Annotated in this window: 21 protein-coding genes and 1 tRNA gene; 6 read left to right on the plus strand and 16 right to left on the minus strand. The window is 66.8% G+C overall.

Annotation, left to right across the window (positions count from 1 at the left end):
* The first annotated feature begins 86 nt into the window (after positions 1-86).
* Positions 87-1,610 (plus strand): carboxylesterase/lipase family protein, encoded by a 1,524-nt coding sequence (locus AC3IS2_RS07415; protein WP_489200006.1) that lies wholly within the window; start codon positions 87-89, stop codon positions 1,608-1,610.
* A complete protein-coding gene (locus AC3IS2_RS07420; RefSeq protein WP_489200008.1) occupies positions 1,607-2,305 on the plus strand; it encodes a TetR/AcrR family transcriptional regulator in 699 nt (232 codons plus the stop codon). The genes AC3IS2_RS07415 and AC3IS2_RS07420 overlap by 4 nt, the downstream gene beginning before the upstream one ends.
* Before the next feature lies 1 nt (position 2,306).
* Here AC3IS2_RS07420 and AC3IS2_RS07425 read toward each other — a convergent pair whose 3' ends face one another.
* From AC3IS2_RS07425 to AC3IS2_RS07460, 8 genes are all read right to left on the minus strand, one after another.
* Entirely contained in the window at positions 2,307-2,798 is a 492-nt protein-coding gene (locus AC3IS2_RS07425) for an isoprenylcysteine carboxyl methyltransferase family protein (RefSeq protein WP_489200009.1), read from the minus strand.
* Complete coding sequence (locus AC3IS2_RS07430; protein ID WP_489200010.1) at positions 2,795-3,844, minus strand: type III polyketide synthase; 1,050 nt, start codon at positions 3,842-3,844, stop codon at positions 2,795-2,797. Before AC3IS2_RS07430 ends, AC3IS2_RS07425 begins: the two co-directional genes overlap by 4 nt.
* Positions 3,844-4,239: a cupredoxin domain-containing protein gene (locus AC3IS2_RS07435; protein ID WP_489200011.1), complete on the minus strand. Its 396-nt coding sequence runs from the start codon at positions 4,237-4,239 to the stop codon at positions 3,844-3,846. Before AC3IS2_RS07435 ends, AC3IS2_RS07430 begins: the two co-directional genes overlap by 1 nt.
* Before the next feature lie 67 nt (positions 4,240-4,306).
* A complete protein-coding gene (locus tag AC3IS2_RS07440; protein WP_489200012.1) occupies positions 4,307-5,116 on the minus strand; it encodes an MBL fold metallo-hydrolase in 810 nt (269 codons plus the stop codon).
* Positions 5,113-5,898 (minus strand): TatD family hydrolase, encoded by a 786-nt coding sequence (locus tag AC3IS2_RS07445; protein ID WP_489200013.1) that lies wholly within the window; start codon positions 5,896-5,898, stop codon positions 5,113-5,115. Before AC3IS2_RS07445 ends, AC3IS2_RS07440 begins: the two co-directional genes overlap by 4 nt.
* The gene (locus tag AC3IS2_RS07450; RefSeq protein WP_489200014.1) at positions 5,895-6,875 is read right to left on the minus strand and encodes a DNA polymerase III subunit delta'; all 981 of its coding nucleotides are present in this window, start codon (positions 6,873-6,875) and stop codon (positions 5,895-5,897) included. The genes AC3IS2_RS07445 and AC3IS2_RS07450 overlap by 4 nt, the downstream gene beginning before the upstream one ends.
* The gene (gene tmk / locus AC3IS2_RS07455) at positions 6,872-7,498 is read right to left on the minus strand and encodes a dTMP kinase (protein ID WP_489200015.1); all 627 of its coding nucleotides are present in this window, start codon (positions 7,496-7,498) and stop codon (positions 6,872-6,874) included. Before tmk ends, AC3IS2_RS07450 begins: the two co-directional genes overlap by 4 nt.
* A gap of 37 nt (positions 7,499-7,535) precedes the next feature.
* Positions 7,536-8,363 carry a septal ring lytic transglycosylase RlpA family protein gene (locus AC3IS2_RS07460; protein ID WP_489200016.1) on the minus strand — a complete coding sequence of 276 codons (828 nt, stop codon included), beginning with the start codon at positions 8,361-8,363 and terminating at the stop codon, positions 7,536-7,538.
* A 139-nt stretch (positions 8,364-8,502) separates the two neighbouring features.
* Here AC3IS2_RS07460 and AC3IS2_RS07465 point away from each other — a divergent pair, with 139 nt between their 5' ends.
* The 3 genes from AC3IS2_RS07465 to AC3IS2_RS07475 all read left to right on the plus strand — a co-directional run bounded on the left by AC3IS2_RS07465 (position 8,503) and on the right by AC3IS2_RS07475 (position 10,132).
* Positions 8,503-9,432 carry a DMT family transporter gene (locus tag AC3IS2_RS07465; RefSeq protein ID WP_489200017.1) on the plus strand — a complete coding sequence of 310 codons (930 nt, stop codon included), beginning with the start codon at positions 8,503-8,505 and terminating at the stop codon, positions 9,430-9,432.
* An 88-nt stretch (positions 9,433-9,520) separates the two neighbouring features.
* Positions 9,521-9,610 (plus strand) — tRNA-Ser (locus tag AC3IS2_RS07470).
* A 141-nt stretch (positions 9,611-9,751) separates the two neighbouring features.
* Entirely contained in the window at positions 9,752-10,132 is a 381-nt protein-coding gene (locus AC3IS2_RS07475) for a cupin domain-containing protein (RefSeq protein ID WP_489200018.1), read from the plus strand.
* 65 nt (positions 10,133-10,197) lie between these two features.
* On the opposite strand, the gene AC3IS2_RS07480 is transcribed toward AC3IS2_RS07475, so the two are convergent.
* Positions 10,198-11,226 (minus strand): cyanophycinase, encoded by a 1,029-nt coding sequence (locus tag AC3IS2_RS07480; RefSeq protein WP_489200019.1) that lies wholly within the window; start codon positions 11,224-11,226, stop codon positions 10,198-10,200.
* 135 nt (positions 11,227-11,361) lie between these two features.
* Here AC3IS2_RS07480 and AC3IS2_RS07485 point away from each other — a divergent pair, with 135 nt between their 5' ends.
* The gene (locus AC3IS2_RS07485; RefSeq protein WP_489200020.1) at positions 11,362-14,136 is read left to right on the plus strand and encodes a TonB-dependent receptor; all 2,775 of its coding nucleotides are present in this window, start codon (positions 11,362-11,364) and stop codon (positions 14,134-14,136) included.
* Between the two features lie 51 nt (positions 14,137-14,187).
* Here the strand turns inward: AC3IS2_RS07485 and AC3IS2_RS07490 are convergent, their stop codons facing one another.
* The 7 genes from AC3IS2_RS07490 to tpiA all read right to left on the minus strand — a co-directional run bounded on the left by AC3IS2_RS07490 (position 14,188) and on the right by tpiA (position 19,429).
* Positions 14,188-14,772 (minus strand): TetR/AcrR family transcriptional regulator, encoded by a 585-nt coding sequence (locus AC3IS2_RS07490; RefSeq protein WP_489200021.1) that lies wholly within the window; start codon positions 14,770-14,772, stop codon positions 14,188-14,190.
* Positions 14,769-14,918, minus strand: coding sequence for a hypothetical protein (locus AC3IS2_RS07495; RefSeq protein ID WP_489200022.1), 150 nt, complete (start codon positions 14,916-14,918; stop codon positions 14,769-14,771). Before AC3IS2_RS07495 ends, AC3IS2_RS07490 begins: the two co-directional genes overlap by 4 nt.
* On the minus strand, positions 14,911-15,486 hold the full coding sequence (locus AC3IS2_RS07500) for a hypothetical protein (RefSeq protein ID WP_489200024.1): 576 nt from the start codon (positions 15,484-15,486) through the stop codon (positions 14,911-14,913). Before AC3IS2_RS07500 ends, AC3IS2_RS07495 begins: the two co-directional genes overlap by 8 nt.
* Positions 15,487-15,635: 149 nt before the next feature.
* Positions 15,636-16,025, minus strand: coding sequence for a hypothetical protein (locus AC3IS2_RS07505; protein ID WP_489200025.1), 390 nt, complete (start codon positions 16,023-16,025; stop codon positions 15,636-15,638).
* A gap of 354 nt (positions 16,026-16,379) precedes the next feature.
* The gene (gene pyrG / locus AC3IS2_RS07510; protein ID WP_489200027.1) at positions 16,380-18,032 is read right to left on the minus strand and encodes a CTP synthase; all 1,653 of its coding nucleotides are present in this window, start codon (positions 18,030-18,032) and stop codon (positions 16,380-16,382) included.
* Between the two features lie 122 nt (positions 18,033-18,154).
* Entirely contained in the window at positions 18,155-18,574 is a 420-nt protein-coding gene (gene secG, locus AC3IS2_RS07515; RefSeq protein ID WP_489200028.1) for a preprotein translocase subunit SecG, read from the minus strand.
* A 105-nt stretch (positions 18,575-18,679) separates the two neighbouring features.
* Complete coding sequence (gene tpiA, locus AC3IS2_RS07520) at positions 18,680-19,429, minus strand: triose-phosphate isomerase (RefSeq protein WP_489200029.1); 750 nt, start codon at positions 19,427-19,429, stop codon at positions 18,680-18,682.
* Between the last annotated feature and the right edge of the window lie 79 nt (positions 19,430-19,508).

The raw sequence follows: 19,508 nt of genomic DNA on the forward strand, positions 1-19,508 counted from the left end.
CTCGACAGCCGGGCGAGCATTCTTCATTCTCAAATGAACGAGCGCGGCGAAGATCGCGCCCCAGGGAAGACGCCGAGGGACGGAACATGGATCAGATCAACCGCGCCGCGACGCAGCCCGTCGCGCACACCCCGTCCGGCGACCTGCGCGGCCGGCGCGAAGGTGCGGCCAACGTGTTTCGCGGCGTGCCCTACGCCGCCGCCCCGACCGGCGATCAGCGCTGGCAGGCGCCGCGGCCGCATCCGGGTTGGGGCAACGAGCGCCAGGCGACAGCCTTCGGCCCTTCCGCGCCCCAGGCCGGCCCGACCGACGTGGCCGACATCGTCTCCATCGGCGGCGCGCCCGAACCGACCGGCGAAGACTGCCTGACGCTGAATGTCTGGGCGCCCGCCGAGGCGACGGGCCCGGCCCCGGTCATGGTCTGGCTGCACGGCGGGTCGAACCGGATGGGGGCCGGCTCCCTGCCCTTCTATGACGGCGCGGCCTTCGCGCGGGACGGCGTGGTCCTGGTCAGCGTCAACTATCGCCTGGGCCATCTCGGCTTCTTCGCCCATCCGGCGCTGACCGCCGAGGCCGCGCCCGACGAACCCCTGGGCAACCACGCCCTGCTGGATCAGATCGCGGCCCTGGAATGGGTGCGCGACCATGTGGCGGCCTTCGGCGGCGATCCGGCCAACGTCACCCTGTTCGGAGAGTCCGCTGGCGGTCTCGACATCCTGGCCCTGATGACGGCCAAGAAGGCGCGCGGTCTGTTCCACAAAGCCGTCGTCCAGTCCGGCGGCGGCTGGCTGCCCGCCACGCCGCTGAAGACCGCCGAGCAACGCGGCGTTGCGGCGGCGACCGCCCTCGGCCTGAGCAATCCCGACGCCGCCGCCCTGCGCGCCGTCGCGCCCGAACGGCTGACCGCGGTCGAGGGCGCCTTCGGTCCGGTCATCGACGGTCGGCTGCTGGATCGCGACCCGATCAGCGCCTTCGCGCGCGGCGACTTCGCCGACGTGCCGCTGATGATCGGGGTCAACAGCGGCGAGGACTCCCTGCTCAACTACGGCGGCGGGCTGAAACGCTTCGGTCAGTTGATCAAGCCGAACGCGGCCCTGGCCCGCCTCTATCCGCAGGCGAACGGCGACGAGGAACAGTTGATCCGCCTCGGCTTCCGCGACTTCGCCTTCGCCGCCCCAGCACGCTGGGTGGCGTCGCGCCCGCGCCGGTCGAAGGCCTGGCTCTACGCCTTTGATTACATTGAGGAGGCTCGCCGCGAGGCCATGCCGCGCGCCAATCACGCCGCCGAGATCTTCCACGTCTTCGAGACCCTGGACCATCGACCCGACGGCGCCCCGCCCGCGACCGAGGCCGACCGCGCCGTCGGCGCCGCCATGCACGCGCGCTGGGTCGCCTTTGCAAAAACGGGCGTCCCCGGCGCGGACTGGCCCGCCTATGTCCCGACGGACGACGCCTGGATGGTGTTCGGCGATACGCCCGGCGGCGAGGTGCGGCGCGGCTGGTGGAAGGCGGCGCTGGACCACCACGGCCGCAAGGGCGGAATGCTGATCCTGCTGCTGCGGACGCGGGATCGCCTGCGACGCCTGTTCTCGGCTAGACTACGTCGATGACCGCCACCGAAACCAGGCCACGCCCGAAGGCGAAAGCCAAGGCCCCGCCCAAACCCAAGGCCCAGCGCCGCGAGGAGACGACGACCCGCATCCTCGACGTGGCCGAGGCCCTGTTCGCGCGCGACGGCCTGCACGGCGTCACCCTGAAGGCCGTGGCCAAGGAGGCGGGCGTCGATACGGCCCTGCTGCACTATTATTTCGACGACAAGAATCGGCTGTTCTCCACCGTCTTCGGACGCCGCGCCGAGGTCGTGAACCGGCTGCGCCTCGACAGTCTGGATCGCTATGAGGCCAAGCACGGCGACGCCATGACCGTGCGCGGCGCCATCGACGCCTTCCTGCGTCCGCTGTTCGTCCTGTTCGACAACGGCGACGCGGCCTGGCTGAATTACGCCGCCCTGGTGGCCCAGGTGAACAACACTCCGGCCTGGGGCGGCGACACCATGCACCAGCATTTCGACCCGGTGATCGAACGCTTCATCGGCGTGCTGAAGCGGATCGCGCCGGAGACGCCCCCGCGTCAGATCTACTGGTTCTATCACCTGCTGTCCGGGTCGCTGACCCTGTCGCTGGCCCAGACCGGCCGTATCGACGTCCTGTCCGGCGGCCTGTGCAAGTCCTCGGAAATGGCCGCCATCTGCGACGCCATGGAGGCGGTCTTCACCGGCGGGTTCGAGGCCATCCGCCGAGGATGACCTAACGCGAAACCCGCAACGCCTGCATCTCGCTGCTGATCCGGACCGCCATCATCGCGACGTTGAGAAGACTGAAGATCAGGGCGAACCACACCAGGCCAAAGGCCAGCGGCAAGACAAGAATTTCAGCCGCTACCACCAGATAGTTCGGGTGCGACACGAACCGATAGGGTCCGCGCCGCACCAGCGGCTCGCCCGGCAGGGTGATGATCCGCGTCGTCCAGCGCTCGCCCAGGGTCGCGATGACCCAGATGCGCGCGGCCTGCAGCCCGATGAAGGCAGCCAGGAGCCACAGGTTCAGCGGACGATCCCAGGCCAGCAGCCAAAGTCCGCCCAGCCAGGCGCCGTGAAGCGCCACGATGAAGGAATAATGGCCGGCGCCGCTCTCGACCGCCCCGCGCGCCAGCAGCCGCCGCGTGTTTCGCTGGGCCAGCACCAGTTCGCCGACACGCTGCGCCGTGACCAGACTCAGGATGATGATGGACAGGATCACGTCGCGCTCAGGCTCACGGTGCTGGCGGTGAAGCCCGGCCCCAGGGCGACCAGGACAGATTTCGCCGGCAGGCCCGCACGCCTGGCCCGGTCCAGCACATAGAGGACGGTCGGCGCCGACATGTTGCCGTGCTTGGCCAGAACGGCGCGCTCATGATCCAGCCGTCCGGGTTCGAGCGACAGGGCGCTTTCCAGCGCGTGGATGACCTTCATCCCGCCGGGGTGGCAGATGAAGCGGTCCACGTCGTCAACATTAAGACCCTGCGCCGTCAGCATCTCGTCTATCGCCGGACGCAGGTGGTTCTTGGCGAAGGGCGGGATGGCGCGGTCGAAGATGACGCCGAACCCGGTGTCGCCGACCCGCCAACCCATGATGTTCAGCGTGTCCGGCCAGGTGTGTTCCGCCGCCCCCTCGACGCGGGCGAAACCGCCCTCGCCTGTCCGCAGCACGCAGGCCGCCGCCCCGTCGCCGAACAGGGCGGTGGCCACGATGTCGGCCTTGCTGAGATCGTCCATCCGGAACGACAGGGTGCAAAGCTCGACGACGACCAGCAGGACCACGCTGCCCGGCGACGCCCGCGCCAGCTTGCTAGCCAGCCCCAACCCCGTTGTCCCACCCGCGCAGCCCAGGCCGAAAACCGGAACCCGCGCCGCGTCGGGGCGAAACCCCATCCGCTCCATGGCCCGCGCCTCCAGGCTGGGCGTGGCGATGCCGGTCGAGGACACGGTGACGATGGCGTCCACCTCGCCTCCCGTCAGGCCTGCCTCGTCCAGCGCCCGTTGCGCCGCCTGGACGAACAGATCGACGGCGACGCTCAGATAGATTTCGGTTCGCTCGGGCCAGTTGCGCGGCTCCAGAAACCATTCGATCGGCATGGCGGATTGGCGGGTGTCGATGCCCGCCGTGGTGAACACCGACGCCATCCGGTCAAAGCCGGGGAAGCGATCCTGAAGCAGTGAACGCGCGGCGGCTGCGACCTCGTCCTGGCGAAGGACGTTGGGCGGCGACGCCGTGGACAGGGCCAGCAAGGCGACGGGAGGCGGCACTACTCCACGACCGCCGTGCCCTTCATGCCGAACGCCGAATGCATGAAATGGGTGCAGTGAAAGGCGTAGGTTCCGGGGGTATTCGGGGTCAGGCGCAGTTCGACGCCGCCCTCGCCCACTTCGACCTTTCCGTTGCGAACCAGTTGGGCGGTCGCCGGGTCCAGGGTCGAGGCCGCGAACAGCTCGGGCGCCGAGAAGCTGTGGGAGCCGCGGGTCTCGACCAGTCGCAGCACGACGGGGACGCCGCGTTTCAGACGCAGGGCGGAGGGGACGAAATCATAGTTCTTCAGCTGAATCTCGATGACCGCGGGGCTGGCTTCCCGCGCGGGCGAGAAGGCCGCGGTCAGGGTCAGGGCGGCGGCTGCGGCGGCGACCATGAGGCCCATGCGAAGCATGGCGTCGATCCTTCATCCGGAAACCCATGCAACGCCGGGCCGGGATGCCGGTTCAATGGCGGCCGGATCAGAGGTCGAAACGGCGGCTCCAGCCGTCGAAGGCGACTTCGACGTTATCCGGAAGAGAGCCACGCAAGGCGTTGTAATCCAGATCAATATGCAGATTAGTCAACACGGCCTGCCCAACTTCGGCCCGTGCGATCCAGTCCAGCGCCTTGTCGACGTGGGCGTGGGTCGGATGGGGCGTGTAGCGCAGGGCGTCGATGATCCACAGATCCGCGCCGCGCACCGCCTCCAACGCCGCCTCATCCAGATCGGATACGTCGCTGGAATAGGCGACAGGCCCTATCCTGTAGCCGACCGAGCGGATCGGCCCGTGCATCTGGTCGAAGGTGATGACAGGGATCTCGCCGCCCGCGCCGTCGATGCTCCAGGCCTCCCCGTGCGGCGGAATCCGCTGGGCTTCCAGAATGGCCGGATAGCCGTGATGGCTCTCGAAGATGTAGTCGAACCGCGTCGTCAGGGCGTGATGGGTCGCCGGATCCATCCAGGCCTGAATCCGCCGCCGCGCATGGATGGCGAAGACCCGCAGGTCGTCGATGCCGTGGGTCTGGTCGGCGTGGTCGTGGGTGTAGAGGACCGCATCGACGTGGCGGATTTTGGCGGCCAGCGCCTGCTGCCGCAGATCCGGCGAGGTGTCGATCAGAACACTGGTGGTCCCGTCCGGGCCGTGACGCCGCGCCAGCATGGAGCAGCGGGTGCGTCGGTTCCTGGGTTCATTGGGATCGCAGTCGCCCCAGTCGCCGTCGCCACGCGGCACGCCGCCGGATGAACCGCAACCAAGGATGACGATCTCCAACTCGCCCGGCTTGCTCATTCGGCGGGCCGGGGGATGCGGTCGAACAGGGCGAAGAAGGCGTTGGTCGTGCGTTGATCGGCCTCTTGCGGCGTCCAGCCACGGACTTCCGCCAGCTTCTGCAGCACCAGGGAGACATAGGCCGGCTCGTTGCGTCGTCCGCGATGCGGGATGGGCGCCAGATAGGGGCAGTCCGTCTCGACGATGATCCGGTCCTCAGGCATCCGGCGAATGACCTCGCGCACGTCTTCCGCCGCCTTGAAGGTGGCGATGCCGGAAACGGAAAACCAGGCGCCGAGTTCCGCAGCCGTTTCAGCCAGTTCGATGCCGCTGGTGTAGCAATGCATCAGCAGCTTGAACGGCCCCTTCGCGTGCTCCTCGCGCAGGATGGCCGCCATGACGTCGTCGGCTTCGCGCGTATGCACCACCAGCGGCAGGCCGGTTCGGCGCGCGGCGTCGATATGCTGACGAAACACCGCCGCCTGCTCGTCGCGGGGGCTGAGATCGTAGTGGAAGTCCAGGCCGCATTCGCCGATGCCGATGACGCGCGGCCGCTGAGCCAGGGCGACCAGTTCGTCGGCGGTCAGTTCGATGTGGTCCTTGGCTTCGTGCGGGTGGGCGCCGACCGTGCACCAGATGTCGTCGTGCGCCATGGCCAGAGCATGGGTCGCCTCGAAGGTCGACAGCTTGTCCGAGATCTCGACCATCAAACGCACGCCGGCCTCGCGAGCGCGGGCGATGACGGCGTCGCGGTCCTCGTCGAACTGAGGGGCGTGCAGGTTGACGTGGCTGTCGATGATCATCCGAGCGCCTTGGTGCGGGCGATGTCGGCCAGGGCGCCGGCCAGAACGTCGGCCCGGTCCAGATTGATGGCGGCCGTCCGGTCAGGCAGTTCGGCCAGCCGGGTCCAGAGTTCGGCCCAGCGCGCGCCCTGTCCCGCCGGCGCTTCAAGCGCCCTGGCCTTCACCGCCGCGATCAGCCGATCCATCAGAGCCTCGAATCGGGCCTGGCCTTCAGCGCCGCGAAAACCGTCCGCGACCGCCAACTGTTCAGCGCGATCCACGGCGGCGCCAAACACCCAACTGCGGGCCAAGGCGTCGACTTCCTGCATGGCGCCGGACGACAGGGCCAGGGCCGCGCCGGGCGAACCGCCAGCCATGTCGGCGGCCAGTCGCGCGTCGTCGGGCTCCGCCCCCGTGCGGTTGCGCACCAGGGTCTCCAGCTGATCCTGCGTCCAGATCGGGAAGCTGAGGCGACGGCAGCGCGATCGGATCGTCGCCAGCAGCCGGCCGGGCGCATGGGTCGCCAACAGCAGGACGCCGCGCTCAGGCGGCTCCTCAAGAATCTTCAGTAAGGCGTTGGCGGCGTTGACGTTCAGGTCGTCTGCCGCATCGATGATGGCCACGCGATACTGGGCCTGAGACGGGCTCTTGGCGAAGAAGCCGGGCAGGTCGCGCGCCTGATCGACCGAGATGGTCTTCTTCTGCTTGCCGCCCTCGACCAGCCGCTCCAGCACCAGCAGGTCGGGATGGGACTGGGCTGTGACCAACTGGCTGACGGGATCATAGGGAGCGGCGCCCAGAGGACCGCGCGTGGGATCGGGCGCGGCGCCCAGCAGGCGACGGGCGGCGCGATAGGCGAAGGTCGCCTTGCCGCTGCCTTCGACTCCGCACAGCAGCCAGGCGTGGTGCAACCGCCCCCGGTTCAAAGCGTCAAGAAAAGCCTCTTCGGCCGCCGCGTCCGGGACCAGGTCGAACCGGTCGCGCGGGTGTTCGCTCACAGCAGCCGCTCGGACACAGCGCTCCACAGGCGTTCGGAAACGGCCTCAAGCTCGCCCGTGGCGTCGATCACGATGCAGCGTTCCGGGTGACGGCGAGCCACGCCGAGGAAGCCCTCGCGCAGCTTCTGGTGAAAGGCCAGGCCCTTGGATTCGAACCGCGTCTCGAACAAGCCGCGACCGAAGGCGCGCTCCAGTCCGACCTCGACCGGCAGATCGAACACCAGGGTCAGGTCCGGCTGGTCCTCGGCCACGATGGCGGCGTCCAGCGCCTCGATCAGGCTTTCCGGCGCGCCGCCGCCCGCGCCCTGATAGACGCGGCTGGAATCGGCGAAGCGGTCGCAGACGACCCATTTCCCGGCGTCCAGCGCCGGGCGAATGGTGCGCTCCAGATGGTCCGAGCGCGCGGCGTACATCAGCAGGGTCTCGGTGCGCGGCGACCAACGCTCGGCGTCCCCGGCCACGACGATGTTGCGGATGACCTCGGCGCCCGGCGAGCCGCCCGGCTCGCGCGTCTGGACGACATCAATGCCGCGCGCGCGCAGTTGCTCGACCAGCAGGCGCGCCTGCGTGGTCTTGCCGGCTCCCTCGCCGCCCTCGAATGTGATGAACTTACCGCGCTGCACCCGCGCACAATGGCGAGCGCGGCGCGTCAGGCAAGCCTTAACCGCCTGATATCAACAGGGCGTCGCCAAACCCGCGTGCAATGACGGCCTGACGGGCCTGTTCGGCGGCGTTGGCGTCCGGCCACGGACCGACGATCACCCGGAACAGGGGCTGCCCGTCCCGGCGGATGTCCTGAACCGACGCCCGATCACCGAGACGGTCAGCGATTCGCCTGGCCGCCCTTCGATCGGAAAAGGCGCCCGCCTGCACCCAGTACGCGGATGCTTCCGACACCGCAGGCGCAACAGGCGCCGAAGGCCGGACATGGGGCGCTGGCTGCGAAGACGGTGCTTCGGCTTCGGCTCGCCGCATTGGCGTTCCGCCGCCTGCTCTCGGCGCACGCCCGACATAGCGGACCCGTACCTCGCCCACGCCCTGCGACAGCAAGCCCAACTCCTCGGCCGCCGCGCGCGACAGGTCGATGATACGGCTGTCGACGAACGGTCCGCGGTCATTGACGCGCAGGATGACGCGACGCCCGTTGGCGCGGTTCGTCACCTCCACGAGACTCGGCAAAGGGAGAGTTTTGTGCGCCGCCGTCAGGGCGTTCATGTCGAACCGCTCGCCGGTCGAAGTCGGGCGCCCGTTGTGCTGCGCCCCGTACCAGGAGGCCAAGCCGACCTCGTCATAATGGGGCTGCTCGGCGGGCCGATACCAGCGGCCGCGGATCTGATAGGGGCGCATCGTCCCCGAAACGATGGGCGCGGGATCCGTCACGACGGGCGGACGCAGCGGGGCGTCGCGCCCTCCCCCTAGGCTGGCGCAGGCCGCCAGGGTGGAAAAGGCGGCGGCGATCAGTACGCCTTTCAGCAATCTCGCCATCATGGCCTCACGCACTCCGGTTCACTCGGAGGTGATCATCGCCGAGGACGTTTCCGGTTTGGTTAACGGGGCCTTTGGGATTATGCGTCCCAGCGTCGCGGCCTCGCCCTTGCGCCCGCGTCCAGTTCTTGAAGCGAGCGCCTTGAAACCCTCACTCTATCAGACCCGTTCGGGGGTCTTCGCCCTTGCGACTCTGTGCTGCCTCCTGTGGGGCAGCGCCTATCCGGCGATCAAGAACGGCTATGCCCTGCTGCATATCGCGCCGTCCGATATCGCCAGCCAGATGCTGTTCGCCGGTTGGCGGTTCGCCCTGGCCGGGATCATCCTGCTGATCGTCGCGGCCGGGATGCGAAAGCCGGTCATGGCGCTGAACGGGCGGCAGATGCGACAGGTCGCCCTTCTGGGACTGACGCAGACGGCGATCCAGTACGTCTTCTTCTATATCGGCCTGGCTCATGCCAGCGGCGTGAAGTCGTCGATCATGAACGCCACCGGCGTCTTCTTCAGCGTCGTCCTGGCCCATTTCATCTACGCCGACGACCGCCTCAGCGGACGCAAGGCGCTGGGCTGCGCCATCGGCTTCCTCGGCGTGGTCGTGGTCAATCTGGGCGGCGGGGCCCTGGGCTTCGATTTCAGCCTGCTGGGCGAAGGCTTTGTCATCATCGCCGCCTTCGTGCTGGCGGCGGCCTCGATCTACGGCAAGCGCGTGTCGGCCAGCATGGACCCTATGGTCATGACCGCCTGGCAGCTCTTTATCGGCGGGGCGATCCTGACCGGGATCGGCATGGCGGGCGGCGGACATCTGGAAGGGCTGGATCTTCAGTCCGGCGCCCTGTTGCTCTATATGGCGCTGCTGTCCTCGGTGGCGTTCGCGGTGTGGAGTCTGCTGCTGAAGCACAACTCCGTCGGTCTGATCGCCGCCTTCAACTTCCTGATTCCCGTATTCGGCGTCGCCCTGTCGGCGATCTTCCTGGGCGAATCCCTGCTGCGGTGGAGCTATCTGGCGGCGCTGCTCCTGGTCTGCGCCGGCATCTGGCTGGTGACGCGCCCGGCGGTTCCCCGCCCAGCCTGATCATCCGCGCATCCAGGCTGCGCTTTGTGCTTGGGCGACGGCGAACTTGCCGCTATGCACGCCTCCGCGCGCTGTCTCGACTCGCGCTGGACAGGTGGCCGAGTGGTTTAAGGCAGCGGTCTTGAAAACCGCCGTAGGTGAGAGCCTACCGTGGGTTCGAATCCCACCCTGTCCGCCACGCCGTCAGTCGCTGACTGACGGTTCGCTGTTTCCCTGAAATTGACCTCGACATTCCCGCATCCTCGGAACGCCAAGGATGCGCCAGCCGTTATGGGAACCACAAAACCTCAGACTACGTGCCGCGTATCAGGAGGATGCCATGGCCGATAGCGGAATGACCGTCACGAAATTCGAGACCAAATCTCACGATAGCCCGGATGAGGTGCGGACGCCCGACAAGACCCGCGTCGAGGTGGTTCGGCTTCCCGGTTTCACTCTCGGGCGGTTCAATCTCGAACCGGGATGGAAATGGTCCGAGTGCGTCAAGCCGGTCGTCAAGACGGACAGTTGCCAAGCGGCGCACGTCGGTCATGTCGTGTCCGGAACCCTGACGGTCAGAATGAACGACGGAACCCAGAAGACCTTTGGAGCAGGCGCCTCCTACACCATTCCGCCCGGCCATGACGCCTGGGTGGAAGGCGACGAGCGCTTCGTGGGCATCGAATTCCTAAGCGCCGAGCAATACGCAAAGCCATCGTAAAAGCGCGAACATGGCGCCTGCTGCAGCCAAGTTCGCAATGACAGCACCGCCCCGCGGTTTGCCGATCAGGCCGCTGGTCGAGATGACGGCGCCGGATCGGCGGGGGCGTTCAGCAACCGGCCCGCCTGGACCGACGCCGTTCCCGAGAAGGCGGGGCGTGTGATCCGCATCGTCTTCAGGTCGATCTCGCCGTCCTGCCCCAGGGTCGTGACACGCACCGCTGGATAGTCCAGCGGCTGGCCGGGTTCGACGCGCGGCGCGCCGTCCGGCTGCACCAGCCATGCAAAGCCGGTGCTGGCGGTGAAGAAGCGACCGACGCCGTCGGCGTCGATGCACAGGGCGCCGTCCTCATCGACGCCCAGGCCGACGGCTTGCGGATCGCTAGAGGCCCGCACCTGGGCGACGAAGGCGATGAGACGGCCCAGCCGGTCGCGGGCGCTGAAATGGGTGTCGGTCACGACATGGGCCAGATAGGGCATGGTCAGGAAATCGCCGACCATGGTGACTTCCGGTCCCATTGGGTCCTTGAGAGCCGTGATCGAGTCGATGCTGCCGCCGTCCATCGCGCCGTAGCCGGCGCCGCCGAGGATGGCCAGGCCGGCGCTGGTGCCGCCGATCGGGCGTCCGCGCGCGACATGGTCGTTCAGCGCCTTCTGGACCGGCGTGCCCTTCCAGAAGCGGACATATTTGGCCTGATCGCCGCCGCCCAGGAAGACGCCGTCTGCGCTCTCGAGGATGGCGAGAACGCGGGGATCCTCGGACGCCTTGCGGTCGTCGAAAATCAAGGTCCGCACCGATGCGGCGCCGCCGATGTCGCGATAGATCTCTTCGCCCCCCTCGCCGTCGCCAGAGGCGCGCAGGATGACCACATGGCCGTGCCCGGCCTTGGCCAGGAACCATCGCCACGCGCGATAGTCCCAGTCGCCGCCGCCCATCAGCATCAGACCGGCCTCGGTCGAACCGGGCGTCGGCGCGGCGACGTCGCCGACCTCATAATAGGTGTAGCCGGCCGGTGAGGCGTTTGACGCCTGCGCTGGCGCCAGGCCGCAGACGAGCGCCAGAACGCTGAAGAGCACGAAAACCGCCGGCCGCATGAAACGCCCCCTATCCTGCCATGAGGAGCACATATGGGCACAGTTCATCGCGACAGGCGATACGAACGGATATTTTCGCCCTTCAAAAACTGAAAGAACGTCGTCATGGTGACTGCAGGGGCATAGGGGATTGTCATGCGACGCATCAAATCGATCATCTGGAGTCTGGGGGCCGGGACCAGCCTCATCGCGCTGACGGCGGCGGCGCAGACCGCGCCTGCTCCGTCAACTGACCAGGCGACCACGGTCGATGAGATCGTCGTCCTGGGTTCGCGGATCCCGCGCCAGATCGACACCGAAGGTCCGGCGCCGGTGACGACGATCACCGCCGACGACATCCTGCGCAACGGCTATCAGAGCGTGCCGGATCTGCTTCGCGCGGTGACGCAGAACGGCGGCGAGACCCAAAGCCAGCAGTCCTTCTCCGGCGCCTCGTTCACGCCCGGGGCGCAGCAGGTCGACCTGCGGGGCCTTGGCCCCAACCATACGCTGGTGCTGGTGAACGGGCGGCGCATCGCCGACTTTCCCCTGCCCTTCCAGGGACAGAGCAACTTCACCGACGTTTCCAACCTCCCCGTCGGCCTGATCGAACGGGTCGAAGTGCTGAGCGGCAGCGCATCGGCGGTCTATGGCTCCGACGCGATCGCCGGCGTGGTCAATTTCGTGCTCAAGCAATCGGCCGACGGCATCCGCTTCGACTTCCGCCAGGGCCTGACCGAAGACGGCGGCGGCGATTCCCAGCGCTTCACCGTGACGGCCGGGGGCAGCCGCGGCGGCTTCCATGGCGTCGTCGGCTTGGAGCTGCTTCGCCAGAAACCGCTGTGGGCCTATGATCGCGAAATCCAGGACTCGACGAAGGACAGCCCGACCAACACGACGGCCCGCCGCGCCTTCCTGCGGTTCGACGAAAACGACGACTATCTGGATCCCGGCGCGGCGACCTGCGCGGCCCTGTCCTCGCTCAACGGCGGCACGACCTACCACGCCAACCGGCCGCGTTACGGCAATTTCTGCGGCAGCGACGAAGCGATCGGCTACGGCACCATCCTCAGCGACCGCAAGGGCCTGAACAGCTATGCGTCCATGGGCTACACGCTCAGCGACAGGACCGAGCTGTTCCTGGACCTGCAGTATAGCCACAGCGATCTGAAGCTCTTCTCCGACGTCCAGTCATGGCAATATCAGGATGAGAACGGCAGCGAGGACGGCCTCTTCTTCAACGCCGACACCGGCATGGTCGAGGGCTGGCAGCGCCAGTTCTCGCCCGAGGAAATGGGCGGCCTGTCGAAGGGCTTCACCCGCAACCGCTCCGACAGCTTCACCATCACTCCGGGGGTGAAGGGCACGTTCGGCGACGCCGACCAGTGGGGCTATGAGGTCGCCTTCAACCACGCCGAATACCGCTCGAAGGTCCGCTTCCCCCAGATCATCGCCTCAGCGGCGAACGCCTTCTTCCTCGGCCCGAAACTCGGCGTCGATCCCGAGAGCGGCTATGCGATCTTCGCCGCCGGCGCCAACGCCGCCCGGCTGTACAAGCCGCTGACACCCGCCGAATACGACCTGATCTCTCAGGATGCGGTCTATAATCCGCGCTCGCGCACCGACAATCTGTCGGCCACGATCACCAACCGAGCCCTGTTTGAACTGCCCGCCGGGCCGGTCGGCTTCGCCGCGGTCGTCGAGGCCGGCAACCAGAGCTACAACCTGAAGCCCGACCCTCTGGCCCTGACGCCCTACTACTACGGGCTGGTGGATTCCGACGGCAAGGGAGACCGGGACCACTGGGGCGTGGGCTATGAAGTGCGTGCGCCGCTGCTCAGCAATCTGGAACTCAGCACGGCCGGTCGTTACGATCACTATGAGTTCGCCGGCAACGGCTTCGGCAAGTTCACCTACAACGCCGGCCTCGAGTATCGCCCGATCAGCACCGTCCTGCTCCGCGCCGCCTATGGCACCGGCTTCCGCGCGCCGGACCTGCACTATGTCTTCTCCGGGCCAGGCAACACCCACCCCTCGGGCACGGACTATTTCCGTTGCCGCAGCGAGGAGCCGGACGAGGAAATCGGCGACTGCAGCTTTTCGGACGAGGGCATCGTCGCCCACCGCAACGGCAACCGCGACCTGAATCCCGAGACCAGCAAGTCGTTCAACGGCGGCATCGTCTGGCAACCGACGCGAAACCTCAGCCTGTCGCTCGACTATTTCCGTGTCGAGCTGGCCAACCAGGTCCGCGACATGAGCCTGGACACCATCCTGCGCGACGAGGCCGACTGTCGACTGGGCAAAACCCAGGGCGGCACGCCCGTTGACCGGAATTCGCCCACCTGCCTGGACGCCATCGCCCGCGTCGAGCGTCAGACCACGGGGCCTCTGGCGGGGCAACTGATCGGCGTCTTCACCAACCCGATCAATATCGCCAAGGAAACCACCTCCGGCCTGGATGTCGCCGCGCGCCTTCGCGTCCCGACGGATCGGATCGGCGAGTTCAATCTCTCGCTGGCCTACACCTATGTCGACGACCATACGTTCCAGCAGTATCCGGGTGACCCGGTCATCGACAAGCTGGCCTTCGACAGCGGCTACTACATCCCGCGCGACAAGGGCACGGCCAGCGTCAGCTGGGCGCTGAACAAGCTGACCACGACGCTTCAGGGCCAGTACCTCGGCAAGCTGCCGAACTATGACGAGGACGCCTTCATCAGCGACAGCTGGTTGTTCAACGCCTCGGCCCAGTACGATCTGACGGATCACGTCCGCCTGTCGCTGACGGTCAACAATCTGTTCGACGAGGGGCCGGTCAAGGATCCGACCTACAGCGCCTACCCCTACTACGACATCTCCTGGTTCGACTCGGTCGGCCGCAGCTATTACTTCCAACTGACCTACAAATATGGCGGCGCCGGACTCTGAAGAACCGCGCGATAGAAGCACCTCCAGCCCTGTCGAGGGGGCTGGAGGGCGTCACGAGAGCAGCAGTCGGCGGTAGCTCTCCAACGACTGTTCGAGAGCGGCGGCGATGTCTCGCCTACCTTCAATGACACAGAGAAGCGCCGTGCCTTCGATCAATGCGAGGCAATGATCTGCGATCGTCTCCGGGGCGAGCGATGCGGCAAGCCTCCCTCTTTTCTGATCGAGCACCACGGAGGCTATCACCCCATTTCGCCCACGCGCGATTTGTCGCCTGACCCGCTCCTTCACCTTTGGGAGAATGGAGAACACGAAGCGGTAGTAGGCGATGTGATCGGGTACGACGGTTGAGATCGCCTCCATGAGGCGAGCATAGTCTCCGCACATGTCGCCAAGGACGGCGTCCAGCCCCTCATCGGCCTCGGTCGTTGGGAGCGGCTCGCCGTCGCCGAAAAAGCGCAGAAAGAAATACTCGATCGCTGCATCGTGCAGCGCATCCTTGTCCTTGAAGTGGTGATAGAAAGCCCCCTTCGATAGACCAGTGGCGCTGACGAGGTCCGCCATGCTCGCGCCTTCGTAGCCGCGCTCGATAAACAATCGAAAGGCGCATTCGACAATCGTCGCCCTGGTGTCCTTCATTTCGTTTCTCCAAGGGGCAGAAACATGCGGTGGGCCTCGACACGACCGAGGTCCAGCGACGCCACTTCGAACGCTCGCGCCATGACCGCCAGAAAACTCGCCCTGTCATTGCCGCGCAGATCTCGGATGTGCGCGGGTTCAATCATGTTGGGCGCCCGGGGCGTCTGTAGCAGGTGCGGGATAGTGGTCGACGGCGAAGCTGAAGAGGACCTTCAGCGTGAACAGCACAAAGACGACCGACATGAAGGGCGACAGCCCCGGCCATAGCGCAATCCCGGTCAAGCCGATCGCCAGGAGCAATCCGCCGACGAATGTCTGCGACTGGCTGGCGGCGAGCAGGTTGACGACGACCGCACCGGCGATCGTGTAGCCCCAAACGGCGATGGACGGGCCGACGTCGGCGTTCAACAAGGCGGCCACGGCGACGGCGTGGACATGAATGGCGATGAAAACCCAGCGATTGCGCGGTCGGCCGGCATAGAAGTCGTTGGTCGCGCGGGTGAAGTTCGCGACGCTGCCAGCCGCGACATCGAGCACGAGCAGAAGCGCCAAAGCACTCCGCCACGGCGACACGGATCCGATCAGATCGAACGATGTGGCCGCAAGGGCGACCGGCACAGCTATCCCGAACAGGATGATCGCGATCAATTGCGACGGCGATTGCGCCTCGCCGAAGACATCCCGCAGATGACGATGGACACGAACGCGCTTCAACTCCTCCTCCCAGAGAAACAAACCGAACGGTCGGTATGTTGAAAGGCAAGACCGCACGTTGTCAATGAGCCAGCTTGCTCGATCGCCGCTGATGATCCTGGTCTTGACGGCAAGGCGATCAAACCGGCGCTTGAGGTTCGGGGCCCTTCTCATCGCCTCGTGAAAAACTCGACCGGCACGATCAGGGTGATGCGTTCGCCTGGCGCATCGGCGGGCGGTGCCTGCAGACGCACCAGTTCGACCTCGAACACCGCCTCGGGCGGCGGGGCCAGCGGCGGCCGCGAGGCCCACAAGCCGCCCGCCAGGACCAAGGGCGCGACGTGCAGCAGGACCGAGGCCGCGACGCCTGCGCCCCATCTGCGCCTGCGGCGAGGCCGGACCCTGGCGCGAACATCGGACGCGGACGGCGCCGAGGCCGTCGTCATGTCATACGCCCATCGCGGCCTCCCGGCGACGGGCGCGACGCCACGAAGACAGCCCAGGCCGACGAAGATCAGACCGAGGACCAGCCACCCGGCGCGCCGGGATTGCTGGCCCATCGACATTGCTTCGGCCTCAGCGAACCAGTCGCAACACATGTCGCCAGATTGCGGAGCCAAGCCGGGACCAGAACCCGCGCGCCCCAGCCCCCTCCCCGAACGCCTTCGGCGGCGGCACCCCACTGTCAGGCGCAGCGATGCGGTTAAAGGCCTACTTGAAGGAGGCGGAGCACGGCGTTCGCCAAGGTGAACAGAACGCCCAGGCTTGCGATCATTCCAAGGATCAGGACGACCTTGAAATGCCTGTGCAAGAAATAGAGGATTTCACCCGCCATCTGCGTTTATCCAGTGATTGCGGCCCATATTGGCACAATACTGGATAAACGCTGCAACAACCGTGCTTGAACCGACGCCTCAGACCAGACGGCTCTGCACCACGGCGGCGCCGATGAAGCTGGCGAACAGCGGGTGCGGCGCGAACGGACGGCTCTTCAGTTCCGGGTGGTACTGGACGCCGATGAACCACGGATGGTCCGGGCGCTCGACCGTCTCGGGCAGGACGCCGTCGGGCGACAGGCCGGCGAAGACCAGACCGGCCTTCTGCTCGATCGCCTCGCGATAGTTGATGTTCACCTCGTAGCGGTGGCGGTGACGCTCGCTGATCTCGGTCGCGCCGTAGATCTCGGCGATCTTGGAGCCCGCGATCAGTGTCGAGTCATAGGCGCCCAGACGCATGGTGCCGCCCAGATCGCCGCCCTGCTGACGCAGAACGCGCTGGTTGCCCTGGGTCCATTCGGTCATCAGGCCGACGACGGGTTCTTCCGCCGGGCCGAACTCGGTCGAGGTCGCCTTGGGGAAGCCGGCCAGGTTCCGGGCCGCCTCGATCACCGCCATCTGCATGCCGAAGCAGATGCCGAAGTAAGGGATCTTGCGCTCGCGGGCGAAACGCGCCGCCTCGATCTTGCCCTCGGCCCCGCGCTCGCCGAAGCCGCCGGGCACCAGGACCGCGTGAGCGCCCTGCAGACGCTCCTGGCAGGCCTGGGGATCGCCTTCGAACGTGTCGGCCTCGACCCAGTCGATGTTGACCTTGACGTTGTTGGCCACGCCGCCGTGATGCAGGGCCTCGATCAGGGACTTATAGGCGTCCTTGAGCACGGTGTATTTGCCGACCACGGCGATGGTGACTTCGCCGTCCGGATGCAGACGACGACGCACGATCTCTTCCCAGCCGGACAGGTCGGGCTGAGGCGCGTCGGTGATGCCGAAATGGGCCAGGACTTCGCTGTCCAGACCTTCGTTATGATAGTCCAGCGGCACGGCGTAGATGTCGGCCGAGTCCATCGCCTGGATCACGCCGCTTTCGCGTACGTTGCAGAACTGGCCGATCTTGCGCTTTTCCTCGGCCGGGATCGGCTGCTCGCAGCGGCACAGCAGGATGTCGGGCTGGATGCCGATGGAGCGCAGTTCCTTGACCGAGTGCTGCGTCGGCTTGGTCTTCATCTCGCCGGCCGTCTTGATGAACGGCAGCAGGGTCAGGTGGACGAAGCAGGACTGGCCGCGCGGCAGGTCCTGGCCCAGCTGGCGGATGGCTTCGAAGAAGGGCAGGCCCTCGATGTCGCCTACGGTGCCGCCGATCTCGACCAGGACGAAGTCCACGTCCTCGCCGCCGTCGGTCTTGGCCGGGCTGAGGCAGAATTGCTTGATCTGGTCGGTGACGTGCGGAATGACCTGGACGGTCGCGCCCAGATAGTCGCCGCGACGCTCCTTCTCCAGGATGGTCGAATAGATGCGCCCGGTCGTGACGTTGTCGGACTTGGCCGCCGAGACGCCGGTGAAGCGCTCATAGTGGCCCAGATCCAGGTCGGTCTCAGCGCCGTCGTCGGTCACGAAGACCTCGCCGTGCTGATAGGGACTCATCGTCCCCGGATCGACGTTCAGATAAGGGTCCAGCTTGCGCAGACGGACCTTGTAACCTCGCGCTTGCAGAAGAGCGCCGAGAGCGGCGGAGGCGAGGCCTTTTCCTAGCGAGGAAACCACGCCGCCGGTGATGAACACATAGCGAGCCATGGGCGGACACCTTACTCCATGATTCGCGGCGGGAGCATGGCCCGACGCAAAACAACTGTTGAACATAATAAGAAAGCGCGCCCTGCGGCGCGCTTTCGGGGATTTTCGTGGCTGTCGGCGGCTTACTGCGCCGGAGCGGGAGCCTGCGCCGGAGCCGGAGCGGAAGCAGCCGGGAGGCTGGCTTCCAGATCGTCCAGCGACGGAGCCGCCGGAGCAGCCGGCGTCGGAGCCGTCTGTTCGGCCGGCGCAGCTTGCTGTTCGGCGCCGACTGCGATGGCGCCGACGGCGTCGGCGTCGATCACCGAGCGCGAACCGCGGGCGAAGTTGCCAGCGATGGTCAGGCTGATGGCGCAGACGAAGAAGGCGATCGCCAGGATCGACGTCGCCCGGGTCAGCAGATTGCCCGCGCCGCGTGCGGTCATGAAGCCCGAAGGGCCTCCGCCCATGCCCAGAGCCCCGCCCTCGGAGCGTTGCAGCAGGATCACGGCCGTCAGGGCGACCGAGATCAGGATCATGGCGACGAGCAAGATGGTCTGGAGCATGGTGTCAATCATGTGGGCGCGCAGATGCGCCGATCAAGCGGCGGCGTCTAACACCGATGCGGGACCGGGGCAAACGCCGAACGAACTGTGGCGCTAAATCCGCGCCTAGGCGGCGCGGATGATGCCCAGGAAATCCTCGGCCTTCAGCGAGGCGCCGCCGACCAGGGCGCCGCCGACTTCGGCCACGGCCAGGATTTCAGCCGCGTTCGACGGCTTGACCGAGCCGCCGTAGAGAATCGGCGCGACGCGACCGCCCTCGCCCAGCTTGGCGACCATGGCGGCGCGCACGGCGGCGTGGACTTCCTCGATCTGCTCCAGCGTCGGCGTCAGACCGGTGCCGATGGCCCAGACCGGCTCATAGGCGACGGCGAAGGCCTTGCCCGACAGCGACGACGGCAGCGAACCGGCCACCTGACGGCTGACGACCTCGACCGCCTGGCCCGCTTCACGCTCCGCCAGCGTCTCGCCGATGCAGATGATGGGCTCCAGACCGGCGGCCAGGGCCGCCTCGACCTTGGCGGCGACATCGGCGTCGGTCTCGCCGAATCCGGCGCGGCGTTCCGAGTGACCGAGAATCACCAGGGTCGCCCCGGCGTCCCCCAGCATGGCGGCGGACACCGATCCGGTGAATGCGCCCGAGGTCTCGGCGTGGCAGTCCTGACCGCCCAGTTCGACCGGGCCGCCCGCCAGGGCGCGCGCCATCCGCTCGATCAGCGTCGCAGGCGGGCACAGGGCCACGCGACAGGCCGCGGCCTGTTCCTGCAAGGCTTTCGCCAGAGCTTCAGCCTCGCCCAGGCTCGCGCCCAGACCGTTCATTTTCCAATTGCCGGCGACCAGCTTCGCAGATTGTTTCATGCGGTCTCTTTAGGCGCCGCTCGCGCCGAAGCCAAGATGTGGCCATGCGTCGGCTTGCGGCGCCCTAGGGACTGCCCTT

Source organism: Brevundimonas sp. KH_025 (genome assembly GCF_057839885.1).